18 protein-coding genes and 1 riboswitch are annotated in these 21,915 nt (G+C 37.1%); of the genes, 1 reads left to right on the top strand and 17 read right to left on the bottom strand.

What is annotated here, in order from left to right; genetic code table 11:
• Positions 1-252: 252 nt before the first annotated feature.
• From N784_RS11345 to N784_RS11410, 14 genes are all read right to left on the bottom strand, one after another.
• On the bottom strand, positions 253-1,935 hold the full coding sequence (locus N784_RS11345) for a methyl-accepting chemotaxis protein (protein ID WP_036835010.1): 1,683 nt from the start codon (positions 1,933-1,935) through the stop codon (positions 253-255).
• Positions 1,936-1,956: 21 nt separating this feature from the next.
• Complete coding sequence (locus N784_RS11350) at positions 1,957-3,129, bottom strand: ATP-grasp domain-containing protein (RefSeq protein WP_036835012.1); 1,173 nt, start codon at positions 3,127-3,129, stop codon at positions 1,957-1,959.
• A gap of 55 nt (positions 3,130-3,184) precedes the next feature.
• Positions 3,185-3,270, bottom strand: a riboswitch (cyclic di-GMP riboswitch).
• 235 nt (positions 3,271-3,505) lie between these two features.
• Positions 3,506-4,519: a histidinol phosphate phosphatase domain-containing protein gene (locus tag N784_RS11355; protein WP_036835014.1), complete on the bottom strand. Its 1,014-nt coding sequence runs from the start codon at positions 4,517-4,519 to the stop codon at positions 3,506-3,508.
• Between the two features lie 5 nt (positions 4,520-4,524).
• Entirely contained in the window at positions 4,525-5,310 is a 786-nt protein-coding gene (locus tag N784_RS11360; RefSeq protein ID WP_036835016.1) for a DeoR/GlpR family DNA-binding transcription regulator, read from the bottom strand.
• Between the two features lie 29 nt (positions 5,311-5,339).
• Entirely contained in the window at positions 5,340-6,686 is a 1,347-nt protein-coding gene (locus N784_RS11365) for an MATE family efflux transporter (protein WP_052127280.1), read from the bottom strand.
• Between the two features lie 8 nt (positions 6,687-6,694).
• Positions 6,695-7,570: a metallophosphoesterase family protein gene (locus tag N784_RS11370; RefSeq protein WP_036835017.1), complete on the bottom strand. Its 876-nt coding sequence runs from the start codon at positions 7,568-7,570 to the stop codon at positions 6,695-6,697.
• A 12-nt stretch (positions 7,571-7,582) separates the two neighbouring features.
• A complete protein-coding gene (locus N784_RS11375; RefSeq protein WP_036835019.1) occupies positions 7,583-8,479 on the bottom strand; it encodes a carbohydrate ABC transporter permease in 897 nt (298 codons plus the stop codon).
• A gap of 109 nt (positions 8,480-8,588) precedes the next feature.
• The gene (locus N784_RS11380) at positions 8,589-10,280 is read right to left on the bottom strand and encodes an extracellular solute-binding protein (RefSeq protein ID WP_036835022.1); all 1,692 of its coding nucleotides are present in this window, start codon (positions 10,278-10,280) and stop codon (positions 8,589-8,591) included.
• 22 nt (positions 10,281-10,302) lie between these two features.
• Entirely contained in the window at positions 10,303-11,277 is a 975-nt protein-coding gene (locus tag N784_RS11385; RefSeq protein WP_408633520.1) for an ABC transporter permease, read from the bottom strand.
• Positions 11,278-11,296: 19 nt separating this feature from the next.
• Positions 11,297-12,772: a CehA/McbA family metallohydrolase gene (locus N784_RS16020; RefSeq protein WP_052127281.1), complete on the bottom strand. Its 1,476-nt coding sequence runs from the start codon at positions 12,770-12,772 to the stop codon at positions 11,297-11,299.
• Positions 12,750-13,892, bottom strand: coding sequence for an ABC transporter ATP-binding protein (locus tag N784_RS11395; protein ID WP_036835024.1), 1,143 nt, complete (start codon positions 13,890-13,892; stop codon positions 12,750-12,752). Before N784_RS11395 ends, N784_RS16020 begins: the two co-directional genes overlap by 23 nt.
• A 370-nt stretch (positions 13,893-14,262) precedes the next feature.
• A complete protein-coding gene (locus tag N784_RS11400; RefSeq protein WP_036835025.1) occupies positions 14,263-14,607 on the bottom strand; it encodes a hypothetical protein in 345 nt (114 codons plus the stop codon).
• Positions 14,608-14,805: 198 nt separating this feature from the next.
• Positions 14,806-16,224 carry an aldehyde dehydrogenase family protein gene (locus N784_RS11405; protein WP_036835026.1) on the bottom strand — a complete coding sequence of 473 codons (1,419 nt, stop codon included), beginning with the start codon at positions 16,222-16,224 and terminating at the stop codon, positions 14,806-14,808.
• A gap of 126 nt (positions 16,225-16,350) precedes the next feature.
• Complete coding sequence (locus tag N784_RS11410) at positions 16,351-17,700, bottom strand: acetaldehyde dehydrogenase (acetylating) (RefSeq protein WP_052127282.1); 1,350 nt, start codon at positions 17,698-17,700, stop codon at positions 16,351-16,353.
• 175 nt (positions 17,701-17,875) lie between these two features.
• Between N784_RS11410 and N784_RS11415 the strand changes: the two genes are divergently transcribed.
• Positions 17,876-18,667, top strand: coding sequence for a helix-turn-helix domain-containing protein (locus N784_RS11415; protein ID WP_036835027.1), 792 nt, complete (start codon positions 17,876-17,878; stop codon positions 18,665-18,667).
• A gap of 423 nt (positions 18,668-19,090) precedes the next feature.
• Here the strand turns inward: N784_RS11415 and N784_RS11420 are convergent, their stop codons facing one another.
• The 3 genes from N784_RS11420 to N784_RS11430 all read right to left on the bottom strand — a co-directional run bounded on the left by N784_RS11420 (position 19,091) and on the right by N784_RS11430 (position 21,834).
• Positions 19,091-19,984 (bottom strand): class I adenylate-forming enzyme family protein, encoded by an 894-nt coding sequence (locus tag N784_RS11420; RefSeq protein ID WP_052127283.1) that lies wholly within the window; start codon positions 19,982-19,984, stop codon positions 19,091-19,093.
• Position 19,985: 1 nt separating this feature from the next.
• Positions 19,986-20,369, bottom strand: a complete 384-nt coding sequence (locus N784_RS11425; RefSeq protein ID WP_036835029.1) for a MerR family transcriptional regulator — start codon at positions 20,367-20,369, stop codon at positions 19,986-19,988.
• 259 nt (positions 20,370-20,628) lie between these two features.
• Entirely contained in the window at positions 20,629-21,834 is a 1,206-nt protein-coding gene (locus tag N784_RS11430; RefSeq protein WP_036835030.1) for an MFS transporter, read from the bottom strand.
• Positions 21,835-21,915 lie beyond the last annotated feature (81 nt).

Raw genomic sequence — 21,915 nt, forward strand, 5'->3', positions numbered from 1 at the left:
GATCATTTAACGATTCTACAGTGAATTTTTATACTTCTTCAACAAATTGTTCTTTTTACATATCTGTATACTCCAAATCTATTAACCTTTACATACCTTCTTATTAATCAGTATTTTCAATCAATTTTATTTTAATGGGTTTCTTTTAAATACGTCCATACCCCATCTGATTTCTGTAAAAAAAACGATATAACAAAAATAAAGCTAGCATTCCATCGCTTTATGCAATGAAATACTAGCTTGTATGTTAGGTTATTCCGTCTTAAAGTGCGAAATTTGCCCTTTTAAGTGTTCAGCCATCTCTAGTAGTTGATTAGCTGTTCCAAGCATTTCTTCCATTGATGCAGACTGTTCTTCTACAGAAGCTGCTACATTTTGTGTATAGTCAGATGTTTCTGCTAAAGACTCAACTGTCATCTTCGTTGTTGTTAGTACTTGCTCTGATCCAGCTGAAATCTCTTGTACAGTCGCTGCTACAGATTGCATTTTTCCAGTTATGTTATTAATTAACGACGAAATGTTTTGGAACGCATCTCCCGCTTGGCGGATGGATGTTGTTTCCTTATCAATTTCGTCAACCACTTTAGAAATTGCGTGTACAGACTGATTGGAGTCGTTTTGCATCTCTTCAATTATACTAGATATTTCACTAGCAGATTTCGCTGATTGCTCCGCTAAATTTCTAATTTCTTCAGCTACAACTGCGAAACCTTTGCCGTAGTCCCCTGCTCTAGCTGCTTCAATTGCCGCATTTAATGCGAGCAGATTAATTTGATCAGAGATGTTCGTAATCATTTGTGTAATGTTACCAACTTTATTCGAACGTTCATTCATTTGCTTTGTAATTTCCATTGATGATTTAGCCGAAGTGTTAATCTCTTCAATGCCACGTACCGCTTCCTGCACTACATCATTTCCTTGTCCTGCTGCTGTTGATGCTTCTAACGTTTCATCGGAAACACTTGAAGTCGATTTCGAAATATCCAGAATACCTTCAGATATTTCTTGAATGGCTGTCTGATTTTGCGTTGCTCCACTTGTAACCGTTTCGCTATTAGCTGCTACTTCTTGAATCGTAGTAGAAATTTGGTTGATAACATCTGTCACTTGCTCAATGCTTTCAGACAAATCACTTGATGAAGATACAACGTGGTCAGAAGTTGAGTTAACGTGCTTCAGCGTCTGCTTTAATTGCTGCTGCATCTGATTAAAGCTTGTAGCTAATTGTCCTGTTTCATCTTCTGTATCAATCGATATCTCTTGTGTTAAATCCCCATTCGCAACTAGCTCTGTGTATTCTACTAAATCATTTAATGGTTTCGAAATCTTTCTTGAAATGAAACGTGAACCAACATAACTAATAATAATAAACAAAGCTGATAAACCAATACAGATATATACTAAGTACTTCTCTAAATTCTTAATGTAGTCTGCATCCTCATCTAACCCAAGCACAGAATCAGTTCCTTCAATTTGCAAGAACGTTGACTGGTGATACCCGTATTCATCTTCATAAAAATCACTTGTGACAACCTCTTTTGTCGTAAGAGCGTCTGCTTGTTCATCCGTAAAAGTAAGTGGAGTTAAATATTCATCCGCATTTCCTAGCAATAGAATAACTTCTTCTCCATCAACCTTACTCATAATATACACATTCTCTAGATCAAACTTGTTCTGAAAATCATTCGCCTTTGCTAATAATTGCTCATACACTTCTTGATCTGTTTTAGCCTGATTCACTGTTTCTGCATCAAATAGTTCATTAAATGCTTCCATTTTCATCGTTAAGCTCTCATTAAATTCTGGTACGAGGTGCTTCTGGATAACAAAGCTAGTCGTCATAAACAAAACAACACTAAAAAGAACACTTAATAATACGACTGGAATTAGTACAGATGACATAACTTTCGTTTGTATAGATTTTCTAAACTTCATTTTCATTCCTCCCTTCTTTCCTTACACAAGTTGAGCATCTTTCATCGTGAGAAATTGCTGTAAATCAAGCTTAAGAATACGTTCGTTCTCTTGAAAATCTGGAGCTCTGTGAAATACTATGGCGATAGTTGGATATTCATTGAATGCCATTGGGCGATATTCTAATATTTCTTGAAAATGACTCTTAAAAGCATCATGATCAACTGATGCAATCCCTTTACAATCTATTGATGCATCAAAATCAGCACAACAAAAACTATAAATAGCATCGTCCATTTTATGTATAATGGCTTTCCAATCAGGCTTTAATTGATTAAAATAATATTCATACACATTAACGCCATATGCATAAACACCAAGTTCGGTCGTACCAACACCAGCAAAACGAAGTGGATTCGCTTCAATCGGAACGACTTTACCTTCTTTATTCATGCGCACTTCTACATGAATTGGCACGGACTTCAGATCAAATACAGGCGCTATGTCTTGCAAGAACGTATCCACTCGTCCAAATGATTCTTGTAATACTTGTTTACTCGTATAATAAATTCGATCACTCATATCTTTCTCATTATTAAACATACGCTTAAACAAGTTCAGTACAACAGGCTCGCCATCAGCTGTGTAATAAGCATCGATTGCATATTCTTCTCCTTCAATCAGCTCTTCAATAAGAAGTGTCTGACTATCAATAACTTCCTTCGGATATGCGCTACCCGCCATTAACATGTCCTGCTTTAATTTCTTAATCGTAGGTATAAAGTCTTCTTTGTAATCTATGCGGTATACACCAATGCTCGAATAACCTACTACAGGCTTAATAATAATTGGAAAAGGAAGGGAATTTATATCCAAAGCATCCATTTCAGCAAAAGAGATTTCACGGAAGAAGAAATCTGGAAAATGGGATGCCAATATTCTTCTAAATTCGGCTTTATTTTTTAACGTTGTTGCTACCTTTGTAATCGAATGATTTGGCAAATATTCATGCAATACATTCAAACCATTCTCTGAATTAAACAGAATAGGAGATGTACCTTTGCTAAACTGTTGTACAAATAAATCCTTTTCCATTAATGCGAGCTCTCTTTCGTTAGGAATGTTGACGTCATTCATTTTAATGACAGGGGTTTGCAGCTTTTGTAAAGTATTTGATAATAGGTGTGATACGTAAGGTTTGTCTAATATAATCACGCGGTATTGCCCTCCTCAATTATGTTTATCAATGTAAATAGTACACAGAATACCAATCGGCAGCCCGGCCGTCATCGCAATCATCACTTTAGACCCGTAGCTTTGCGTCCCTATCTTTCAATAGGTTTGCCCTTATGAGGGAATATAATTAGTTATATATACCTCCCTATTTTGAGCATGCTTACATTATTATACGTCTTCCGCTTCATATGAGCCACCATTTGAGATAGTCTAAAAGTCATGTTTTTAATAAGTTTATATATTCTAATACTTAGGAATATTGAAATGATTAATCATTCCTTCCACGTGATGCTACAATTGGAAGCCTTCACACACATAAAAAAAGAGATCTCTGATTTATAGAGACCTCTTTCCATCAAACTTGATTCTTTACGTTTATAGCTTTCATGCTCCTTATTCGTTGATTAAAGGTCGCTACTTCATCTATCCCATTCTCTACTAACATAGTTCTAATTGCGTCATTGTAAATTCCAATATCATTTGGATAATGGGAGTCAGAAGATGTGGTGAACTTAACACCTTCCTCTATTAAAACCTTCATAAAAGTAAGGCTTGGACACATTTCTTGTACCGGATAACGATAAAATAGGCCTGGATTGACCTCTGTCGCTACATCATGCTTTACCAAGGTTTGCGCTACGTCTCGATAAATTGGGATTAACTCTTGTTCAGCTGGACGGTAATTAAAGACTTTCATATTATCTAAATGCCCAATAAAGTCGAATAATCCGCTCTTTACTGCTTTTTTTACTGTTTCAAAGTGTCCTGCATATAATCCTTTTAAATCATACTGCTCAAACAAGTGTTGTAATTGTGGGTTATCAAAGCCCCAGCCTTGATAAAAATGAACAGAACCAATCACGTAATCAAAAGGATATTTACTTAAAAAGGCTTCTAACTGCTGCTCCCCACCTTCAAAATAATCAGCTTCTATTCCTAGCTTTAACGTCACACCTTTCTTAGCCCATTCTTCTTTCTCCCTTTGGATAAGGCGAATGAAATCATCAATCGAACGAACCATCACTTTGTCTAACCATTCTTTTTGCTCGTTCCCAATTTCTTGTGAATCTACATCTAAAAAAGTTATGAAGTAATCCCGCATTTCTTGAAAACGGTATAAATGATCAACAATGCCTACTTCTTTAAGCCCTTTACGCAAAGCTTCTTCTAAGTATAAGTCAAGCCACCATTTCGAATAGTCCCCTTTCTCCAATCGTTGTTGCATCTTATCCATAGCTTGCTTTAACCATTCCTCTGTATGTCTTGGTGCTTGAATAACATAATACTTTTCCATTGCCTGTATCGTTTGATCAACAAAACGGAAAGAATAAGGGCCTTCCTCAAGGTGAATATGATAATCTACTTTCATTGCCTTTATCGTTCCTCTCTTAAAGTGTCGTCTGTAGAAACCCATTCATAATTGCTTTGTTTCCAATCTACTGGCCTCTCCACATCTGATATAACTTTAGTTAAAGAAGAACATGGACCAATTTTGAACAACGCGTCTTTATTTATTTTAGATGAATCTATTAATAATATAGCCTCTTGACTATTTTGCATCATCACTTCTGAAATGAGGGATTCATCCATATCAAAATCATACATGCCATCCTCTGTTATACCACCACATGAAATAAACGCTCGATTGAAGTGGAATCTTCTTAACATTTCAACTGTATAAGCTCCTTTAACGGAAGCTTGGTCTGGATGTGTAAAGCCTGGTAACATAATTACTTGCCCAGAAATTCGTTTCTCTTCAATAGCTAGGTTAAAACGTTGCGCTGCGCTTAGTGAGTTTGTAACTACTGTTAAAGAATGAATATCCTCTAACATATCTGCAATATGGACTGTCGTGGTTCCTACATCAACGACAATCGTATCGCCATGCCCAATATACGTTGCGGCCTTTTTGGCAATATTTACTTTCTCTTCATATTGAATCGACATTTTTCGTTCATAAGCTAGCTCTTTATTTGTTGGAATATATCGTATAGCGCCGCCGTGAACTCGAGTAAGCTGATCATTCATTTCTAGCTCGCCGAGGTCTCTTCTGATTGTTTCAGGCGTGACGTTTAACTCTTGCGCTAAATCAGCAACCATAATTTTTTCATGAGTTACTAATTGGTCTACTATATACTGATGTCTCTCTTCTTTATTCAACTTTCATCCACCTTTGTTTCCTATTTTTATTATGTTGAATCCCCTACTACGTTAAGCGATTTCCACTGTCCTTTCCTCCAGCGTAAGAACAGGAAGAAAGCCCGTACCCATTCATCTATAATGAATACAATCCATATGCCTATTAAGCCGTATCCTAACCATACGCCTACAACATAGCTCATCGGAATCACAAATCCCCACATCACAATAATGCTTACAAGTACAGGGTATTTCACATCTCCTGCCACATTTAACGCTGACACTAGAAGGACATTCGATGCACGAGCAGGTTCTAACGCAATACTTAAACAAACAAGTTGAAGCGTAAGTAACTTTATTTGTTCATTAGAAGTAAAAAAGGATAGAACATAACTTGACAGTAAGGCAATAACAGCTGTAAATAAAGTCGTTATAATTATACTTCTCCATAACGTCCGAACGGAAAATTGGTACGCTTCTTCTTTTCTTTGAATGCCAATCAATTTACCTGTAATGATTTGCGCAGCTTGCGAAATAGCCAAAGAGAGGGCGAACACAACCGAAGTAATCGTTTGTGCGTAAATCTTGGCAGTAATAGTGATAGCACCTAAACTTGCGATAAAACCTGTAATAATAACTTGAGACATGTTATAAGAAACATGCTCCCCAGCAGAAGGAATTCCTAATACAAGGATTCGCTTAAAATGATGTTTCGTAACATCCGTCCAATTTAATGGGCCAAACAAATAGTGCTTACGCTTTAAGAAATAGCCCCCAACAATAAGCATACCTACGATTCTACTCATATTCGTTGCGTTGGCCACTCCTTGAACGCCCTCTCCAATTATCGTAACAGGCGTTAACAGAACGATATAGTTCAATACAATATTTAGTATATTCATAAATATTGTAGCAAACATTACGTAACGAACCATCGAATAGCTCTTTAACATACTTCCAATGACATTAAATATGGCATGAAAGAGTAGCCCATATGTGATGATTGTCAAATAAGTAGAGGCTTCTTCCTTTAAACTTACAGGCGTTTGAATAATATGTAACAAAGTGTCCTTAAATAAGATTAATACCGTTGAAATGACAAGTGTAAAACCAATATTTAAATACAACGCATGGGTCACTACTTTTGCACTTTTTTCTTGTTGATCTGTACTAGAGAGTTGCGTTAATTGAATCGTAGTCCCAATATTAATAAATCCATAAATCATCGTTGTTACAATAATAATTTGATTGGCTAATCCAACCGCCGCTACACTGGCATCGGAATATTGACTTAACATTAGAACATCCATATTACCTAACAACAATTGAAAAACTTGCTCTACTAAAAAAGGTATAAATAAATAACTGAACTTAGGGATTTGTTGATAGTTTTTCATACATCACGTTAAGCTTTCTTTTCTACAATATACGTTTGCATTGGTTCTTGAGGATGGAATTCAATCATTCTTGCTCCACGATTTAATTCTCCATAACATTGAAAACCACTAACTTTGCCGAAACACAATTGAATACCGTGATATTCTGCAACAAAGTCATTGTCATGATCATGCCCACAAAATACTCCCGCTATGTTTCCATTTAACAACAAAGAAGTGAACAAGCCTGTGTTGACCATTGGAGAAGAGATGGGCTCCCTTTTTTGTCCAGAAACTTTCCCTTCCGCCCAAGCTTCTTTATACTCTGGCAACGGAATATGCAAAAAGAGCGCATCTTGCTTCCACTCATTCTCTCTACTAGCGTAATACGTAGATACTTCATTGAACCACGTTACTTGATCAGGATGCACAAACTCATACGTTCCGATTTCCAATGGATCACGAGCGCCACTATCTACCATGTATAATATATGTGCTACCTCACCTTGTTGATCGAGCACTTCTAAGCAATAGGAAGCACGATCTTCTACAATATGCTCATGCTTTTTTGGCGCTAATAGATGAAGTCCTGCTTCCATTTCTCTTAAAGCTGAACGAGTAACTCCTTCCTCTGTATCATGGTTACCGTAAGTAATAGCTACTGGCGTATGTAATGCATTTAATTCATCCAACAAGGCTTGAAAGCTTTTCTCTGGATGCTCTACACCTTCTGACCAGATTAAATCTCCTGTAATGACAACCAAATCTGGATTCGTCATTTCCGTCATTTCTTTTATATGCTGAAACGTACGAGAATCATATTGATCAAATGGTACTGAACCAATGTGCAAGTCTGTTAGTTGTAAAATCTTGAATGGATTATTTTCTTTTAATCTAAGCTCCACCTTTTATTCCTCCTACTCTTTTACCGAACCGATATTGACACCTTTAACGAAGTACTTCTGAATAAATGGATACACCATAAGTATGGGTGCTACAACGAGAATAATCGTTGCCATTTTCAAAGAATCACCTGTGACCGTAATTTTATCCAATGCAGCATAAGCTCCTGAGTTTTGTAATAGTGCTTCAGATAGCGCCTGTTGGCTCGTCAGCATTTCTTGAAGCAATGTTGCAAGTGGCTTTAATTCGGAATTTCGCACGTAGAAGGACCCTGAAAACCAATCATTCCAATGAGCTACTGCATTGAATAAGCCAATTGTCGCAATGACCGGTTTACTCATTGGTAGGATAATTCTAATAAAGATTTGAAATTCACTACATCCATCGATTCTTGCTGCTTCTTCTAAACTTTCAGGTATTTGCTGGAAGAATGTTCGCATAATTAAAATGTTCCAAACGCTATATAAACTAGGAATAATATAAACCCAAATCGTATTCGTTAATTGAAGCTCATTTAACACTAAATAGTAAGGTACAACACCGCCACTAAATAACATCGTGAAGAAAATAAAGAACGTAATCACTTTGCGTCCAGGAAGCGTTTTGGTTTTTAACGCGTATGCTGCCATCGCTGTTAGAAATACACTAAAAATTGTCCCTAATACTGTTCGAAACAAAGTGATTCCAAATGCATTGATAATTGTTGATTGTTGAAATACTTCTATGTAATTCTCCAAACTAAATTCCCTTGGTAAGAAGTAAATGCCGCCACGCTGTGCATCTGCCCCATCATTAAACGATAATGCTAATATATTTAAAAATGGCAAAATAATCGTTAAGCAAAGTAAAACAATAATGATCATATTAAAGACTCTAAAGAATCGTAGCGTTTTATCATGTTGATCATACATGAATGATTTCCTCCTAAGTTTGAATACTAATGTGAGAAAAGCGACGTTTGGGAACGTACAACAAACGTCGCTTTCATAAGAAATACTAGTTAAAGCCCTTTTTCTACCATTAATATTTAATAGTTGTGCCTTCTTCTTCTTTTTGTTTAATTAACTTAATATAATCTTCCAGTCCAGAACGCTCTAAATTCTCTTTCGATTGTTGCATAATTTGCTTTGCTTCTTCATCTGTGTCTGCATAGTAAGCGCGCAGTAAATCTTCTTGATACTTCTCTAATGCAATATTCAAGTTATCCCCATTGTCATATTCATACATAAAGGTTTTCGGCGTAGAACCATCAATGACTTCTGCATTTTCAATTTTCTCATCATACTTCCACATTTCAGCGATTTTTTGCGGTGTTTGTGATTCTTCTCCTGCAACTCTTGCCCCGTATTCCATTTCACCGAAGTCTTCCATTTTATCAATATCCGTATAGCCTAAGTGATCAGACCAGTAAGAACCAACACCTGTAAAGCCTAATTTCTTTGCTGCTGCTGGATCATTTTTCTTTAATTCTAATACTTCTTCTTTCACAATTGGGTTGCCGTCTTCATCTAACGTATAGTCTCTTCCTTCAATACCATACGTACTTAGAAGCTTCCCTTCCCGACTTGCAAGAAAATCAGCAAATTGCATAATTTCTTCAGGATTCTCTGTAGTTGCTGGAATCGACCAACCTGAATATCCTGATTTATAGGAAAGTTGCTTTTTATATTCCCCTTGAACCGAATTCATCGGCCCTAAAGGAATATATTTCATATCGTTATTCTCAACAATAAAGTTGTGCATATCGTTGACGATACCAAACGACTGATTGATTAAACCTTCTTTCGCCTTATTCTCTTCCATTGTGAAGTACTCAGGGTGAATTAATTCATCTTCAAATAAGTCGCGAATATAGTTTACACGTTTCATCATATAATCTGTTTGCGCCTCGTGTTTAATGTCACCATTTGCATCTTCTAAGAACTTCTCATCTGTTGGACCTGTCCAATATAAGTCATTAAATAAGTAAGGACGATCATATCCACCCCAAGCAGTTGGACCAATTGGTGAGATAGGTTTGCCATTTGCATCTTTAAATCCAGCTGCTTGAATCGTTTCTGCTAATTCACGTACTTCTTCTGATGTATTGATTTCAGCAGGGTCAATGCCTAACTCATCTACAATATCTTTGCGAATATAAGGACCACTTACATATTTACGATTCACTGTACCTCCATGACGTGGAATCGACATATGCATAAAATAAGAAGCTCCGTCAAACTCCTCTCTAAACATCACGTTATCTCTAGTGTCTGCTGGCAAATAATCTTCTTGTAGGTACTTACTATAAATTTCTGTATCTTGCATTAAAGGAGTTAAATCATGAAACATCCCTTCACGAGCACCTTTTAATAATACTTGCATCTCAGGACGCCCACTATGATTTAAATAATATGCGATAAAGTCCGGTAAATCTCCTGCAGCTAACCCCGCAGTTAGAGCATCAAGAGAACTTCCTGTAACACCTTCTAATTCTAGTGTGATCCCTGTTCTTTCTTTCAGTTCAGCTTGAATTTCTGGGTTTATTTCCGTGGAAGCATCCCCATCACTCATGAAAATTAACCCTTTCACAGTTCGGTCTGCAATCCAAGTATCTGGTGCATCTTCAGGTTTTTCCTGTGAACTACTTTCTTCTTTCTCATTTGTGCATGCTGTAAGTAATAAAACGGCTAGCAATAACATCGTTAATATTTTGTAACTTGCTTTCTTCATTTTGAAATTTACCTCCCGTATTTTACCAAAGTGATGTGTTAAACATTTTATTAGAAAAACGATTGACAATGACGACAACAATTAAACCGACAACACCTTGCATCATTCCTACAGCAGTGGCATAACCAAACTGGCCACTTTCTAGCCCAGTTTTAATCACATATGTATCTATAATCTCAGATACCTCTGTATTCCCTGGCATTTGTAATAAATAGATCTGATCGAATCCAGCAGATAAAATATTTCCTAATGAAAGAATAAATAGAATTAAAATGGTCGGCCTAATACCTGGCAGCGTAATATGCCAAATTTGTCTTAGCTTATTTGCCCCATCAATAGCTGCCGCTTCATATAAAGCAGGACTAATACTCATTATGGCTGCAAAATAAATAATAGAATTCCAACCAATATCCTTCCAAATGTAACTCCAGAACATAACCGAGTGAAAATATTCCTCTTCCATTAAAAAGTATGTGCTTCCATCACCTCCCAAAAAGGATATAAATTGATTAAGTAATCCTGTATTGGGCGCTAGAATACTCTGAATGATCCCAACAACAACAACCCAAGACAGAAAATGAGGCATATACATGATGCTTTGAAAAAAACCTCTTAATTTATTACTTTGCACTTCATTAAACATCAGCGCTAAAATAATCGGAAATGGTAGTGCCAATATTAGCTTCATAGAGCTGATGATCAATGTATTCTTAATAAAGGTCCAGCTCTGCGGATCTTGAAAAAACCGCTCGAAATATTCCAGGCCAACCCAAGCCCCTCCAAATATTCCTGTATCAAAGCGAAACTCTTTAAAAGCCAAAATCATTCCAGCCATCGGTAAATAGGAAAATAGAATAAAAAATAGAATACACGGCAGTAACATCATGTATTGCACGCGATGCTGCCACACATTTTCAACAGTAATCTTCTTTGGCTTTACGTTCTTTTTTTGTTTTGGACTTGGATTGGCTACCTTTTTGCTAGCTGCTAATTCCACCGAAGAAATGCCTCCTTTCTTATTCAAAGTAAATAGGGTTCGTTAGTAAAATACGATTCATTTCTTGATCAAATGCAGACACCCTTAACCATGTTAATTGCTGCTTTTGATCTTGACTTACTATGGATTTGAAATCGATTTCACCAGTTTCAAGAATATCCCCTAAATTGGACTCTATTCTCACCTTGTGCACATGGTTAGCATTTTGTAATTGGACTTGCACCTCGAGGGTTTGTACTTCTTTCTTATTTACTCGATCACCAATTGTCCAACCATCATTCACATGCATATCAATTAATGGAGCAATCGTCATATAACTTCTTCCCAATTGCACACTCGTTAATATATCTTGTTCCGTTGCCGCCTCATTTGCCCTAACATGTAAAAATGCAGGAGCTTTCGTTGTATTCGAGTGGTGCCAATCCCTCCCACATGTAGCCGCCATCTCAATGCCACTATTCAGCAGTTGTGTCCATTTCGCAATTGAATCCTCGCTCGCTAGTGTATGATGCGGGTCTTCTGAATTCCACACCTCAATAAAATCCACATACTGTAATGACTGCAGTACGTATTGCCATCTACACCCCGTACAATAAGGACTTCCAATATCAAACGGATGCGCAATCCCGATAAGTAAACCTTGCTTTTTCATTTGTTGAAAAACTGCGTGAATGTTAGAGCGATCTATTAACGTCCAATCCATCGGCTGTTGGTTTGATTGATAGCCTAATGTCAAAAAGTGACCGAATAACGTCGTCATCTCTACCCCTTTAATCAAATTAACGGTTGCCTTTCCGTCAATATCTTCAAAAGCACTAATCGTGTTATGATCTGTTATGGCAAGCCAGTCTAACTCTTTATCCTTCGCACTTTGAAGCAGTTCTTCTGTTGTATGAACCGCATCACTGTGGATTGTATGTGAATGAAGCTCTACTTTATGAAACTTCATCCATTTCGAATCTATTTGCTCTCTAGTTAATTTTTGTTTTTCAACTTGCTCTATTTGAATTGGTTGCTGTACTTTAACTGCTTCTTTATGGAAAGCATAAATACGACAATGGACTTCTATTTTTTCCGTTACTAAAGCGTGAAAATTAAAGGACACATCCCAAAATCCTGGTTCGATTTCTTTTGAAATAATGCCTGGAGATGACTTCGTTTCATTTACTTTAATAACAGAAGATGATTCAAAGCGATGACAGCTCCCTTTATATTCTTGATGAGAAGACAACGACATGGTAACAAGATTTCGGATGGAGCTAATATTCTCGCGGTCGCTATGTAACATATTGTTCTCTTCTTGATAACGACTAAATAATTGATCTAGTCTTTCATCTGCTATTTCCTCAGTTGGAGCATACGTATATTCAACCCACAATTCTTTTGTTGATTGTGGCACCTCCACTCGAAACACGAGGTGAGATTGATGCCCTTGTTCTGAAACAACAACCTGATAACTTCCTAGACACGTTTTAATTAGCGACGGCGTTGGCATCTTGTATCATTCCTATTTCATTAATTTCTACTCGATTAGTCGTTTCTATATCAAATAGATGAACATGCTCTACATCAAAACCTAACTCGACTGGTTGACCAGATGCGACTTGCTCTTTCGCATCTACTTTCGCAATCATGCTCTCTTCATTCAATTTCACATGCAAAATTGTTTCAGAACCTGTTAATTCTGCTAGTTCAACAACAGTAGTAAAATAGTAAGCATGCTCTATAAACTGATTTTCAGAAGATAACTTCAGATGTTCTGGTCTTACACCTATCATCATTTGCTTGTGTAAATATCCTTGATTTTTAAGCATTTGTAAGGATTCGGATGGTAAAGATAATAGCTTACCTTCGATTTCCATTCCTTCGTCTTTTACAACACCTTTGAAGAAATTCATAGCTGGTGCTCCAATGAAACTACCAACAAAAATATTGCTAGGCTTTGAATAAATTTCTCTCGGTGTGCCTACTTGTTGAATTACTCCATCTTTCAAAACAACGATACGACTAGCCATCGTCATTGCTTCTGTTTGGTCATGGGTTACATAAATCGTCGTCGTCTTTAACTCTTTATGAAGCTTCGTAATTTCCGCACGCATTTGCGTTCTTAATTTCGCATCTAAGTTCGAAAGTGGCTCATCCATTAAGAAAACTTTGGCTTCACGAACAATTGCCCGTCCAAGTGCCACCCTTTGCCTTTGCCCACCAGACAAAGCTTTCGGCTTCCTGTCCAATAAGGATTCAATATCAAGAATTTTAGCCGCTTTATGTACACGTTCTTTTATTTCTTGTTTAGAAGTTTTTCTTAATTTTAAAGAAAAAGCCATATTCCCAAACACTGTCATATGCGGATATAATGCATAATTTTGAAACACCATCGCAATATCTCGGTCTTTTGGGTGTAATTGATTGATCATCTTTCCATCAATGTGAATGTCACCTTCACTAATACTTTCTAACCCTGCAATCATTCGTAACGTAGTCGATTTCCCGCATCCTGAAGGACCTACAAATACGATAAACTCCTCATCTTCGATAGAGAGGTTAAAATCAGTAACTGCTTTCACGCCAGCACTATACTCTTTGGATAAATTATGAATAGATAATTTAGCCATGTTACACCTCCTAAACAAACATAAAATTGCCCGTTTTATTTTTGAATTATTTTTATTTGCATCTAAAATATACAAAACAAATGTTAAACAAATATAACGGAAATATTAATCATTTGTTAATTTGATATTAAAAAGCAAAATGCCTCGAATAAGCGAGCTAAAAGGCTCACTTATTCGAGACATTTTTACATTAAATATAACGTAGATGATGAGTGTGCAAGGTGATTAGGGGGATTCGGATAAGAAGGGATATAGTAATCTTGAAGCCAACATTTAACTGTTGAGTAAAAAGGGATCGTTTATAAGGAAGCATTTCTTCATAGAAGTTACCAAAAGATGAGTTGCCCTCTTGTGGTTGCGTTACACAGCTTTAACACTCATTTACTTCCATCGTGCTATTCTTCATCTCTAAGTCATGAAGTAATTTAGCGTTATGCTCTAAATGAACAACCAAAACATTTCCATCTTTTAATTCTAATACCAATGCATTATTCCGAAAGCTCGGGGAACCAATTTGTTGCGCATCACTTGGCGTTCTTCCCCAACTAGCTTCAGAGATCGACTTAATTTCGTTAATCTGAATATAAATTGCATTCTTGCTAAACCCTTGTGTGATTATTAACTGACCATCTTCGATTACACAACTAACTTTCATACGTTGTATAAGTACAAACGTGAACACTAGCAACGAGAAAAATAGAATGGTAGAACCCAATGCTAAATCCCTCCTTCTTCAAGTGCAAATTAAGAAGACTCCTCATTATCTATTATACTACATTCCATTTTATGCTATGTCACTCGAAATGTTGCTACTAATAAACGGATGAGCTAGAACTGATTCAACGAATAAATCCCCCTTGCTTTTCAAGAACTTTCTCTCAAAAAGCAAGAGGGACATGTTTAATAGAAGTGCTTAGTAACCAAAGATTGTTTTCACTTCTAAATATTCTTCAATGCCATAATCTCCCCATTCACGACCGATTCCAGACTGCTTAAACCCTCCAAATGGAGCAGCGAAATTTGCGGATGCGCCATTTACTTGAATGCGCCCAGCACGAATACTCCTTGCTACTTTACGTAACGTTTCAGCATCATGCCCAATGACATACCCTGCTAATCCATAAACGGTATCATTCGCAATTTCTATCGCTTCATCTATATCATCATACGTAATAATGGACATTACCGGCCCGAAGATTTCTTCTTGTGCAATGACCATGTCGTTGTTTACATCTGTAAAAATAGTCGGTTTTGCATAATATCCACAATCGATTCCTTCTGGTTTACCTGTTCCACCAGCTAATAATGTCGCCCCTTCTTCCATTCCTTTTTCAATATAAGATTGAACACGCTTCCATTGTTGTTCCGATATAAGAGGACCTACGCGATTCCCTTCCCGTGGGTGTCCTACAGAGAATTTAGGGAGTACTTGCTTCACCGCTGCTTCAAAAGACTGTTTCATGGAAGCTGGGATTAACACTCGCGTTGCCGCTGCACACACTTGTCCTGAGTTAACCGCAATGTGACCAACTGCCGCCTTTGCTGCTGCTTCCACATCGGCATCTTCTAACACAACAAGTGGGGATTTTCCACCTAATTCAAGTGCTACATTCTTAATCGTTTCGGCAGCATTTTTCATGATTCTCTCTCCGGTTGCACCTGAACCAGTAAAGGAAACAAAATCAATGTCAGGATGAGAACTAATCGCCTCACCCACGACAGATCCCTTCCCATTTACTAAGTTGAAAACTCCTTTTGGAACGCCAACTTTATCAAAGATTTCTGTTAAGATAATGGCCGCAAACGGCGTCAATTCTGCAGGCTTTAATATAACTGGACTTCCGGCTGCAAAAGCACTTGCTATTTTCGTTGATGTTTGATTCGTCGGGAAATTCCACGGCGTAATAAGACCACTAACGCCTATCGATTCCTTCACACGCGTATGTCCATCCCGTTCTTCGACAAAGGAGATCTCTCTCAATGATTCCGCCGCTTGTTTAAAATGCATGTACCCCATCATGTAGTGAACTTTCTCGGAAATCTTAACAGGAGAACCAAGTTCATCTGTAATCGTCTCGACTATGTCTTCTTTCCGATTCTCATATTCCTCGGAGATTCTTTCCAACAGTTCTATACGCTCTTCTTTCGTTGTTTGAGAAAAAGAAGGAAACGCCGCTCGTGCCGCTCGTACCGCTTTATCAACATCTTCTTTCGTCCCTAAAGCAATTTGACCGATTACTTCTTCCGTTGCTGGATTAATCACATCTTCCGTTTCCGTTCCTATGGACTCGACCCATTCACCATTAATGTAATGCTTCAAACCACTTCTCATGGATACATTCCCCTTTTTTTGCAAAGTTTAGATTACGAACCTAGTGGCAATATACCCGCTTGTAATTATGTCAAAACATAAAAAATTCTCAGACCTTAAAAAAAGAAGGTCTGAGAACATATTCTCTTATTCTACTCCATATGCTACACGATGAATATTCATTAACTGACGAATACTCACGTTATCTGTAATACTACTTCCACCTAAAGAGCCACATCCTAAAGTTAAAGAAGGAGCTAGATTAGTAGATGCACCGATTCCACCTAATGTACCAAGCGTATTAATTAAAATACGAGATGCTTTAATTCGCGTACCGAAATCCTCCACTAATGCTTCATCTGTCGTATGCAGCATAGCTGTATGCCCTTGTCCTTCATTTTCCAAAATGGTATTACACGTTTGCACGCCAGCTTCCCAATCATTAACTGTATACATTGCTAGAATTGGCGTTAACTTCTCGCGTGAATACGGATTGTCTGCACCAACAGTTGTTACTTCTGCAATCAGTACTGTCGTTTCAGCAGGAATAGAAATGCCACATAACTGAGCGATGTCTGTAACTGGTTTCCCAACGATTTGCGGATTCATTGTACCATTTTCTCGCATAATAAACTTCGCCACTTGCTCTGATTCTTCTTTACTCATGAAGTAAGCGTTGCGTGCTTTCAGTGCCTCAACTACTTCGCCTTTTACAGCTTCCTCTACTACAATCGATTGTTCAGAAGCACAAATTGTACCGCAATCAAATGTTTTACTCTGAATAATCTTATCTATTGTCGCTTCAATGTTAGCAGACTTCTCAATAAAGGCTGGGCCATTACCAGGTCCTACGCCGATAGCTGGATTACCTGAAGAATAAGCTGCTTTCACCATAGCCGCTCCGCCAGTAGCTAGAATAAGCGCTGTATCTTCATGCTTCATTAATGCTTGTGTACCTTCTAAACTTGGAGACTCGATCACTTGAATAATCCCTTTAGGTGCACCAGCTTTCACTGCAGCTTCCTCAACTAGACGAGCTGTTTCTAAAATAGCTTGAAGCGCTTTTGGATGCGGTGATAACACAATAGCGTTTCTCGTTTTTAAAGAAATCAACGTTTTGAAAATAACAGTAGATGTTGGGTTGGTAACCGGGATAAGTGCCGCTATAATGCCCATTGGCGTACCAATTTCCATGACTTTCTTCTCTTCATCACGGTGAATAATGCCAACCGTTTTCTCTTCTTTAATGCTTTCATATACTTTCTGACTAGCAAATAAGTTCTTTGTCGTCTTATCTTTCACATTCCCAAAACCAGTTTCCGTATGAGCTTTCATCGCTAAATCTTCTGCCACTTCTGTCATACGATCCGATACTGCTTGTACAATATGGTCTACCTGCTCTTGTGTAAATTGCGCATATATTTCTTGAGCTTGCTTCGCTTCAGTTATTAAAGTTTCTACTACCTCATGGCGTTCTTCTACTACCGTTGTCGTCATATGTCACAACCCCTTTTCTGTTCTATACCTTAATAATAAAACGCTTTCACACAAAACTGTTAGGATTATTTAACCTTATATTTGCACTTTATTTACATACTTCCCCATTTCTATTTTCATGCTATACTTACTTATAGAACGAGTAAAAATTAGAGAAAAGGAAAGTGGTACATAGATGTGTCGCGTATTAATTGCTAGCCCGTATGAATCTGATCGAAACTACTTAAAAGAAATCTATCGTAACTATTTTTTCAATGTTACTTTCATACAAGATGCAACTACAGCCGAAGAGGCTTATGAACGGTCCGAAACACAACAGCCCGATATGCTTCTACTTGATGTAAGCGCTTCAAATGATGAGGTATTTCAATATAAAACGAACATTGTCAAAAATCATCCAAACGTTAAAGTTATCTTAATGGACAATGAAGAAAACTTTAAACGCGCCCAAACCGCCATACGTTGTGGTGTCATCGATTATCTCGTGAAACCTTTAGATGAAGAAGAATGTAAATCCGCTATCCATCGCGCTATTTTAGCATTAAACCAAGTATCCCTTCTTCATTATGAAAGAAAGTCCGTTACAGATACTACGAAAGAAAGCGCAAGCCAAATGATGCAATACGTTCATGAACACTACCATGAAGAAATCAATTTAGAAACACTAGCACGCTTCATGCACTTAAACAAAAACTATGTAAGTCGCTTCTTCAAAGAAACAGTAGGCATGACTTTCGTAACGTACTTACGCCATTATCGCATCGAACAAGCAAAGAAATTATTGCGCACGTCCGAATTAACCGTAACTGAAATTTCCGAGCAGGTTGGCTATCCCGATCTCACATACTTTAGTCGAATCTTCAAAAAGGAAACGACCTATACACCTAATCAATACAAGAACACCTATCAAGGGGAGCACACACCTGCAGACATTGATCATGCAGAGAGAATTGCGGGAGATCATTAGAGAGATAAATTACGTACAACCACTTAAATATACACGAGCATAACTGTAAAAAAGGGCACTATGGACGGGGGAGAATAATAAAAAATTTTACTTATCATCTTTTAAAATTGGAAGTGAAGGACAAAAACTCAAGGAAATCACAAAAAAACGGAAATAAGAAGGTTGCTTTTATTAATAACGCTTTAGATTTTGCGACGGATTTAGAACGGAGAAACAAAAGCGACACAACGGACATTTCTGATCTTGAAAGATTGGGTTTTGCAGTTGATATATTAGATCTGAAACAGTATTTTCATAACCCAGATGAACCGGGAGAAAAACCCAATTATTATGTTGTGATTTGGGTAAGGGGTGGCAATTCCTTTGTCCTTAGACGGGCGATGAGGCTGAGTGGTTTTGATGAGATAGTAAAAGGATATTTTACTAACGACAAAGATATTTTATATGGTGGATATAGTGCAGGTATTTGTAATCAAGTGGAGCACCTCCATACACCCAGTAGGTCATAGAGCTCAAGTCGTAATCTTGTATATTCGGATGTTTGGCAGTCAACAAGTAAGCCACAGGAGCGCCGAAGAAATGAGTCACGTGTTCTCTAGCGACAAGGTCAAGGAGTAAGTCTGGGGTGAAAGTTGGTGCAAGAACGTGGGTAGCACCAACGTAGGTCGCAGATAGCATAAATAAGTGAAGAGGCGCAGAGTGACTTAGCGGCATCATGTGGAGCACGCGACTTTGAAGGTCCATCTTCATTTCGATTGCCATCATTGTGGCGACCGTCTGAATGTTACGATTTGTAAATAAGACACCTTTCTGCTTGCCAGTAGTGCCTGAAGTGTAAAGCAGTGCGACTTCATCGTCTTCCTTTGACGTTGAGACTCGCGGTGTTAAATCCGCATTCTGGATCACGTGCTCCATGGAACGCCACCCAGCTGCTGCTTCCCCTGTTTTCAAGCAAATAAGATCAAATTCAGCTAACGACATCACTTGCGAGAAAAGCAAATCATGCGTTAGAAACGCTTTGGCATCACTATGCTCAACAATATATTGAATTTCATCATATACTAGTTTCGCGTTGATTGGTACGATAATAGCATCAAGGCGCTGAACAGCATAATAAACATTCAGAAATTCTTCTGTATTTGGCATATGAAGAATAACTTTGTCTCCTTTATCAACCCCTAAAGAAGCTAGTCCATTAGCTAACTGATTGACGGTCTTGTCCCATTCTTCGTAAGTGATGCGGTTACTGCCTGATACAATCGCTTCATGCTGAGGATGTCTCCTCACTTGCATTGCTAACACTTCAGATCCATTCATTTTATTCCTCCTTTTGATTCCTTAACTTCTCCCGAAACTGCTGTAACATCTCTTCCATCTCCCTACGCATCTCTATTAATTCCTCAATCTTCTCAGTCACCTCCTTCACTTTCTCTTCCCCATAACGAATGGTTCTCTCTAACTGCTTGGTCCCAGATGGATCTTGATCAAAGAGTTGGACCATCTCTTTAATCTCGTCTAGTTTGAAGCCAAACTTCTTCCCACGGAAAATAAGCACCAGCCGCGTCATCTCTTTCTTCCCATAAATCCGCTGACCTGTCTCTGTTCGATGTGGTGTAATCATTCCTAACTGTTCGTAGTAACGAATGGTTCGCGGGCTAACATCAAACTTTTTCGTCAACACAGAAATGGTGTATGTTTCCACATCCCCACCCTCTTTTGTCTTAATTTTCTAATTATTTATAGTTTACCATTTACGCTAACGTCAAGTTCAATTCCTTTTTAATTGGAAACTTAATATTAACTTGTACTTTCGATGATTATATATATAACTCTAGCAAGCATTCCTTAATAAACTATCTAATATCGCTAATCTCTACATACTAATTAGCCAGCACAAATAAAGAAAGGACCTATATAATGACGAGTCCTTTCCTAAAAAAAATATTCGCAATTTTTATTCTTTAGTTCCTTCCAAAGCCCTGTTTCATTTTATAAATGAGTAATAATACTCCGAACAACGTAGTGATGGCTCCTGTAAATAATATTAAAACCTCCACATTATCGTACATCATAGGAAGTGCCAAGCTTATTAAAATCAAAACAGATGTTAATGAGTAAATATATGTTGCAACTTTACCGATCTCATTGTAATCATAAGAGTTATAAATCATCTTATCATAAACATTACCTGATATCCCTATGACAAAAAATGCCACAGAAAATAATATTAACTTGATGTACATGTTATCTATAAAGACAATTCCTACAATAGACAATCCAGATATTAAGTAATCAACCATAAAAAAATTCAAAGGAGCCGCTTTAAATTTAGGTGAAACCAATACTCCTAAAAACTCTGATCCTTTTTGAAAAGCTAAAACCAATCCCAAATACTCAACACTTACATCAATTACAATTAAATATGCTGGGGCTATTCTCATAATCATTGTGGTAAGACCATTTAATATACCTTCCATATAAATAATGCTAGACGCTACTTTTTCTTTAGAGAATACGTCAAAAGCAAGCTTTAATGATTTTAAATAGCCTGTTTCGTCTCTTTCAGTATCCCTTGATTTATCCATTGTATGCTTTTTAGATTTGATAGGGATAAAAAATAAAACGCCTATTATTAGTAGTAAAATGTCCATTCTCATTAGTAAATATATTGAAACATACACTAACAATATAGACGACATTAAGTTTGAAAGTACATCTACAAAATTCTTACTCAAGTACATGTAGTTCACCGAGCTATTAATATCATCTTTGTTATAATCTAGTATTTCGGGAACAAAGCTAGTTTGTATAGGATATATTAAAGTATTGACAAAGAAAAATAAAAAGTGTAAGGCAAATAACCATTCAACAGGTAATTCATAAGTCAGTACAAGAAGAACGCAAGTAACAGAAATAATCTGTACCATTTGCAAGTATATCAGTGCGTTTTTTTTACTTTTTATTTTATCTATGTATGGGGAAAATAAAAAAACAAAAACTGAAGGTATAAAACTTAACATCCCAAAAAAAGCCAGATATCCTACTCCCAAATTATAAATCGAAACAATCGCCAAAGATAATACAATGTAGTATAAACTATCACCAATATTTATTGTTATTCTACCTATCATGAAGCATAAAAAATTTTTATTTCTTTTCAAGATCATATTTATAAACTTTCCAATCTAAAATATTTATCTGAACAGCCTTGTGTCAAACATTTATATTCCTTTGAGCCTTTTACTTAT

The sequence above is a fragment of the Pontibacillus litoralis JSM 072002 genome, from assembly GCF_000775615.1.
In the GTDB taxonomy this organism is placed as follows: Bacteria; Bacillota; Bacilli; order Bacillales; family BH030062; genus Pontibacillus; species Pontibacillus litoralis.

What these genes read in the sequence shown, in the direction of transcription:
- N784_RS11375 (WP_036835019.1), bottom strand. Translation starts at nt 8,479, where the DNA reads ATGTATGATCAACATGATAAAACGCTACGATTCTTTAGAGTCTTTAAT.
- N784_RS11380 (WP_036835022.1), bottom strand. Translation starts at nt 10,280, where the DNA reads ATGAAGAAAGCAAGTTACAAAATATTAACGATGTTATTGCTAGCCGTT.
- N784_RS11395 (WP_036835024.1), bottom strand. Translation starts at nt 13,892, where the DNA reads ATGGCTAAATTATCTATTCATAATTTATCCAAAGAGTATAGTGCTGGC.
- N784_RS11430 (WP_036835030.1), bottom strand. Translation starts at nt 21,834, where the DNA reads ATGATCTTGAAAAGAAATAAAAATTTTTTATGCTTCATGATAGGTAGA.
- N784_RS11355 (WP_036835014.1), bottom strand. Translation starts at nt 4,519, where the DNA reads ATGAAAGTAGATTATCATATTCACCTTGAGGAAGGCCCTTATTCTTTC.
- N784_RS11345 (WP_036835010.1), bottom strand. Translation starts at nt 1,935, where the DNA reads ATGAAGTTTAGAAAATCTATACAAACGAAAGTTATGTCATCTGTACTA.
- N784_RS11420 (WP_052127283.1), bottom strand. Translation starts at nt 19,984, where the DNA reads ATGAATGGATCTGAAGTGTTAGCAATGCAAGTGAGGAGACATCCTCAG.
- N784_RS11365 (WP_052127280.1), bottom strand. Translation starts at nt 6,686, where the DNA reads ATGAAAAACTATCAACAAATCCCTAAGTTCAGTTATTTATTTATACCT.
- N784_RS11405 (WP_036835026.1), bottom strand. Translation starts at nt 16,224, where the DNA reads ATGAGAAGTGGTTTGAAGCATTACATTAATGGTGAATGGGTCGAGTCC.
- N784_RS11415 (WP_036835027.1), top strand. Translation starts at nt 17,876, where the DNA reads ATGTGTCGCGTATTAATTGCTAGCCCGTATGAATCTGATCGAAACTAC.
- N784_RS11410 (WP_052127282.1), bottom strand. Translation starts at nt 17,700, where the DNA reads ATGACGACAACGGTAGTAGAAGAACGCCATGAGGTAGTAGAAACTTTA.
- N784_RS16020 (WP_052127281.1), bottom strand. Translation starts at nt 12,772, where the DNA reads ATGCCAACGCCGTCGCTAATTAAAACGTGTCTAGGAAGTTATCAGGTT.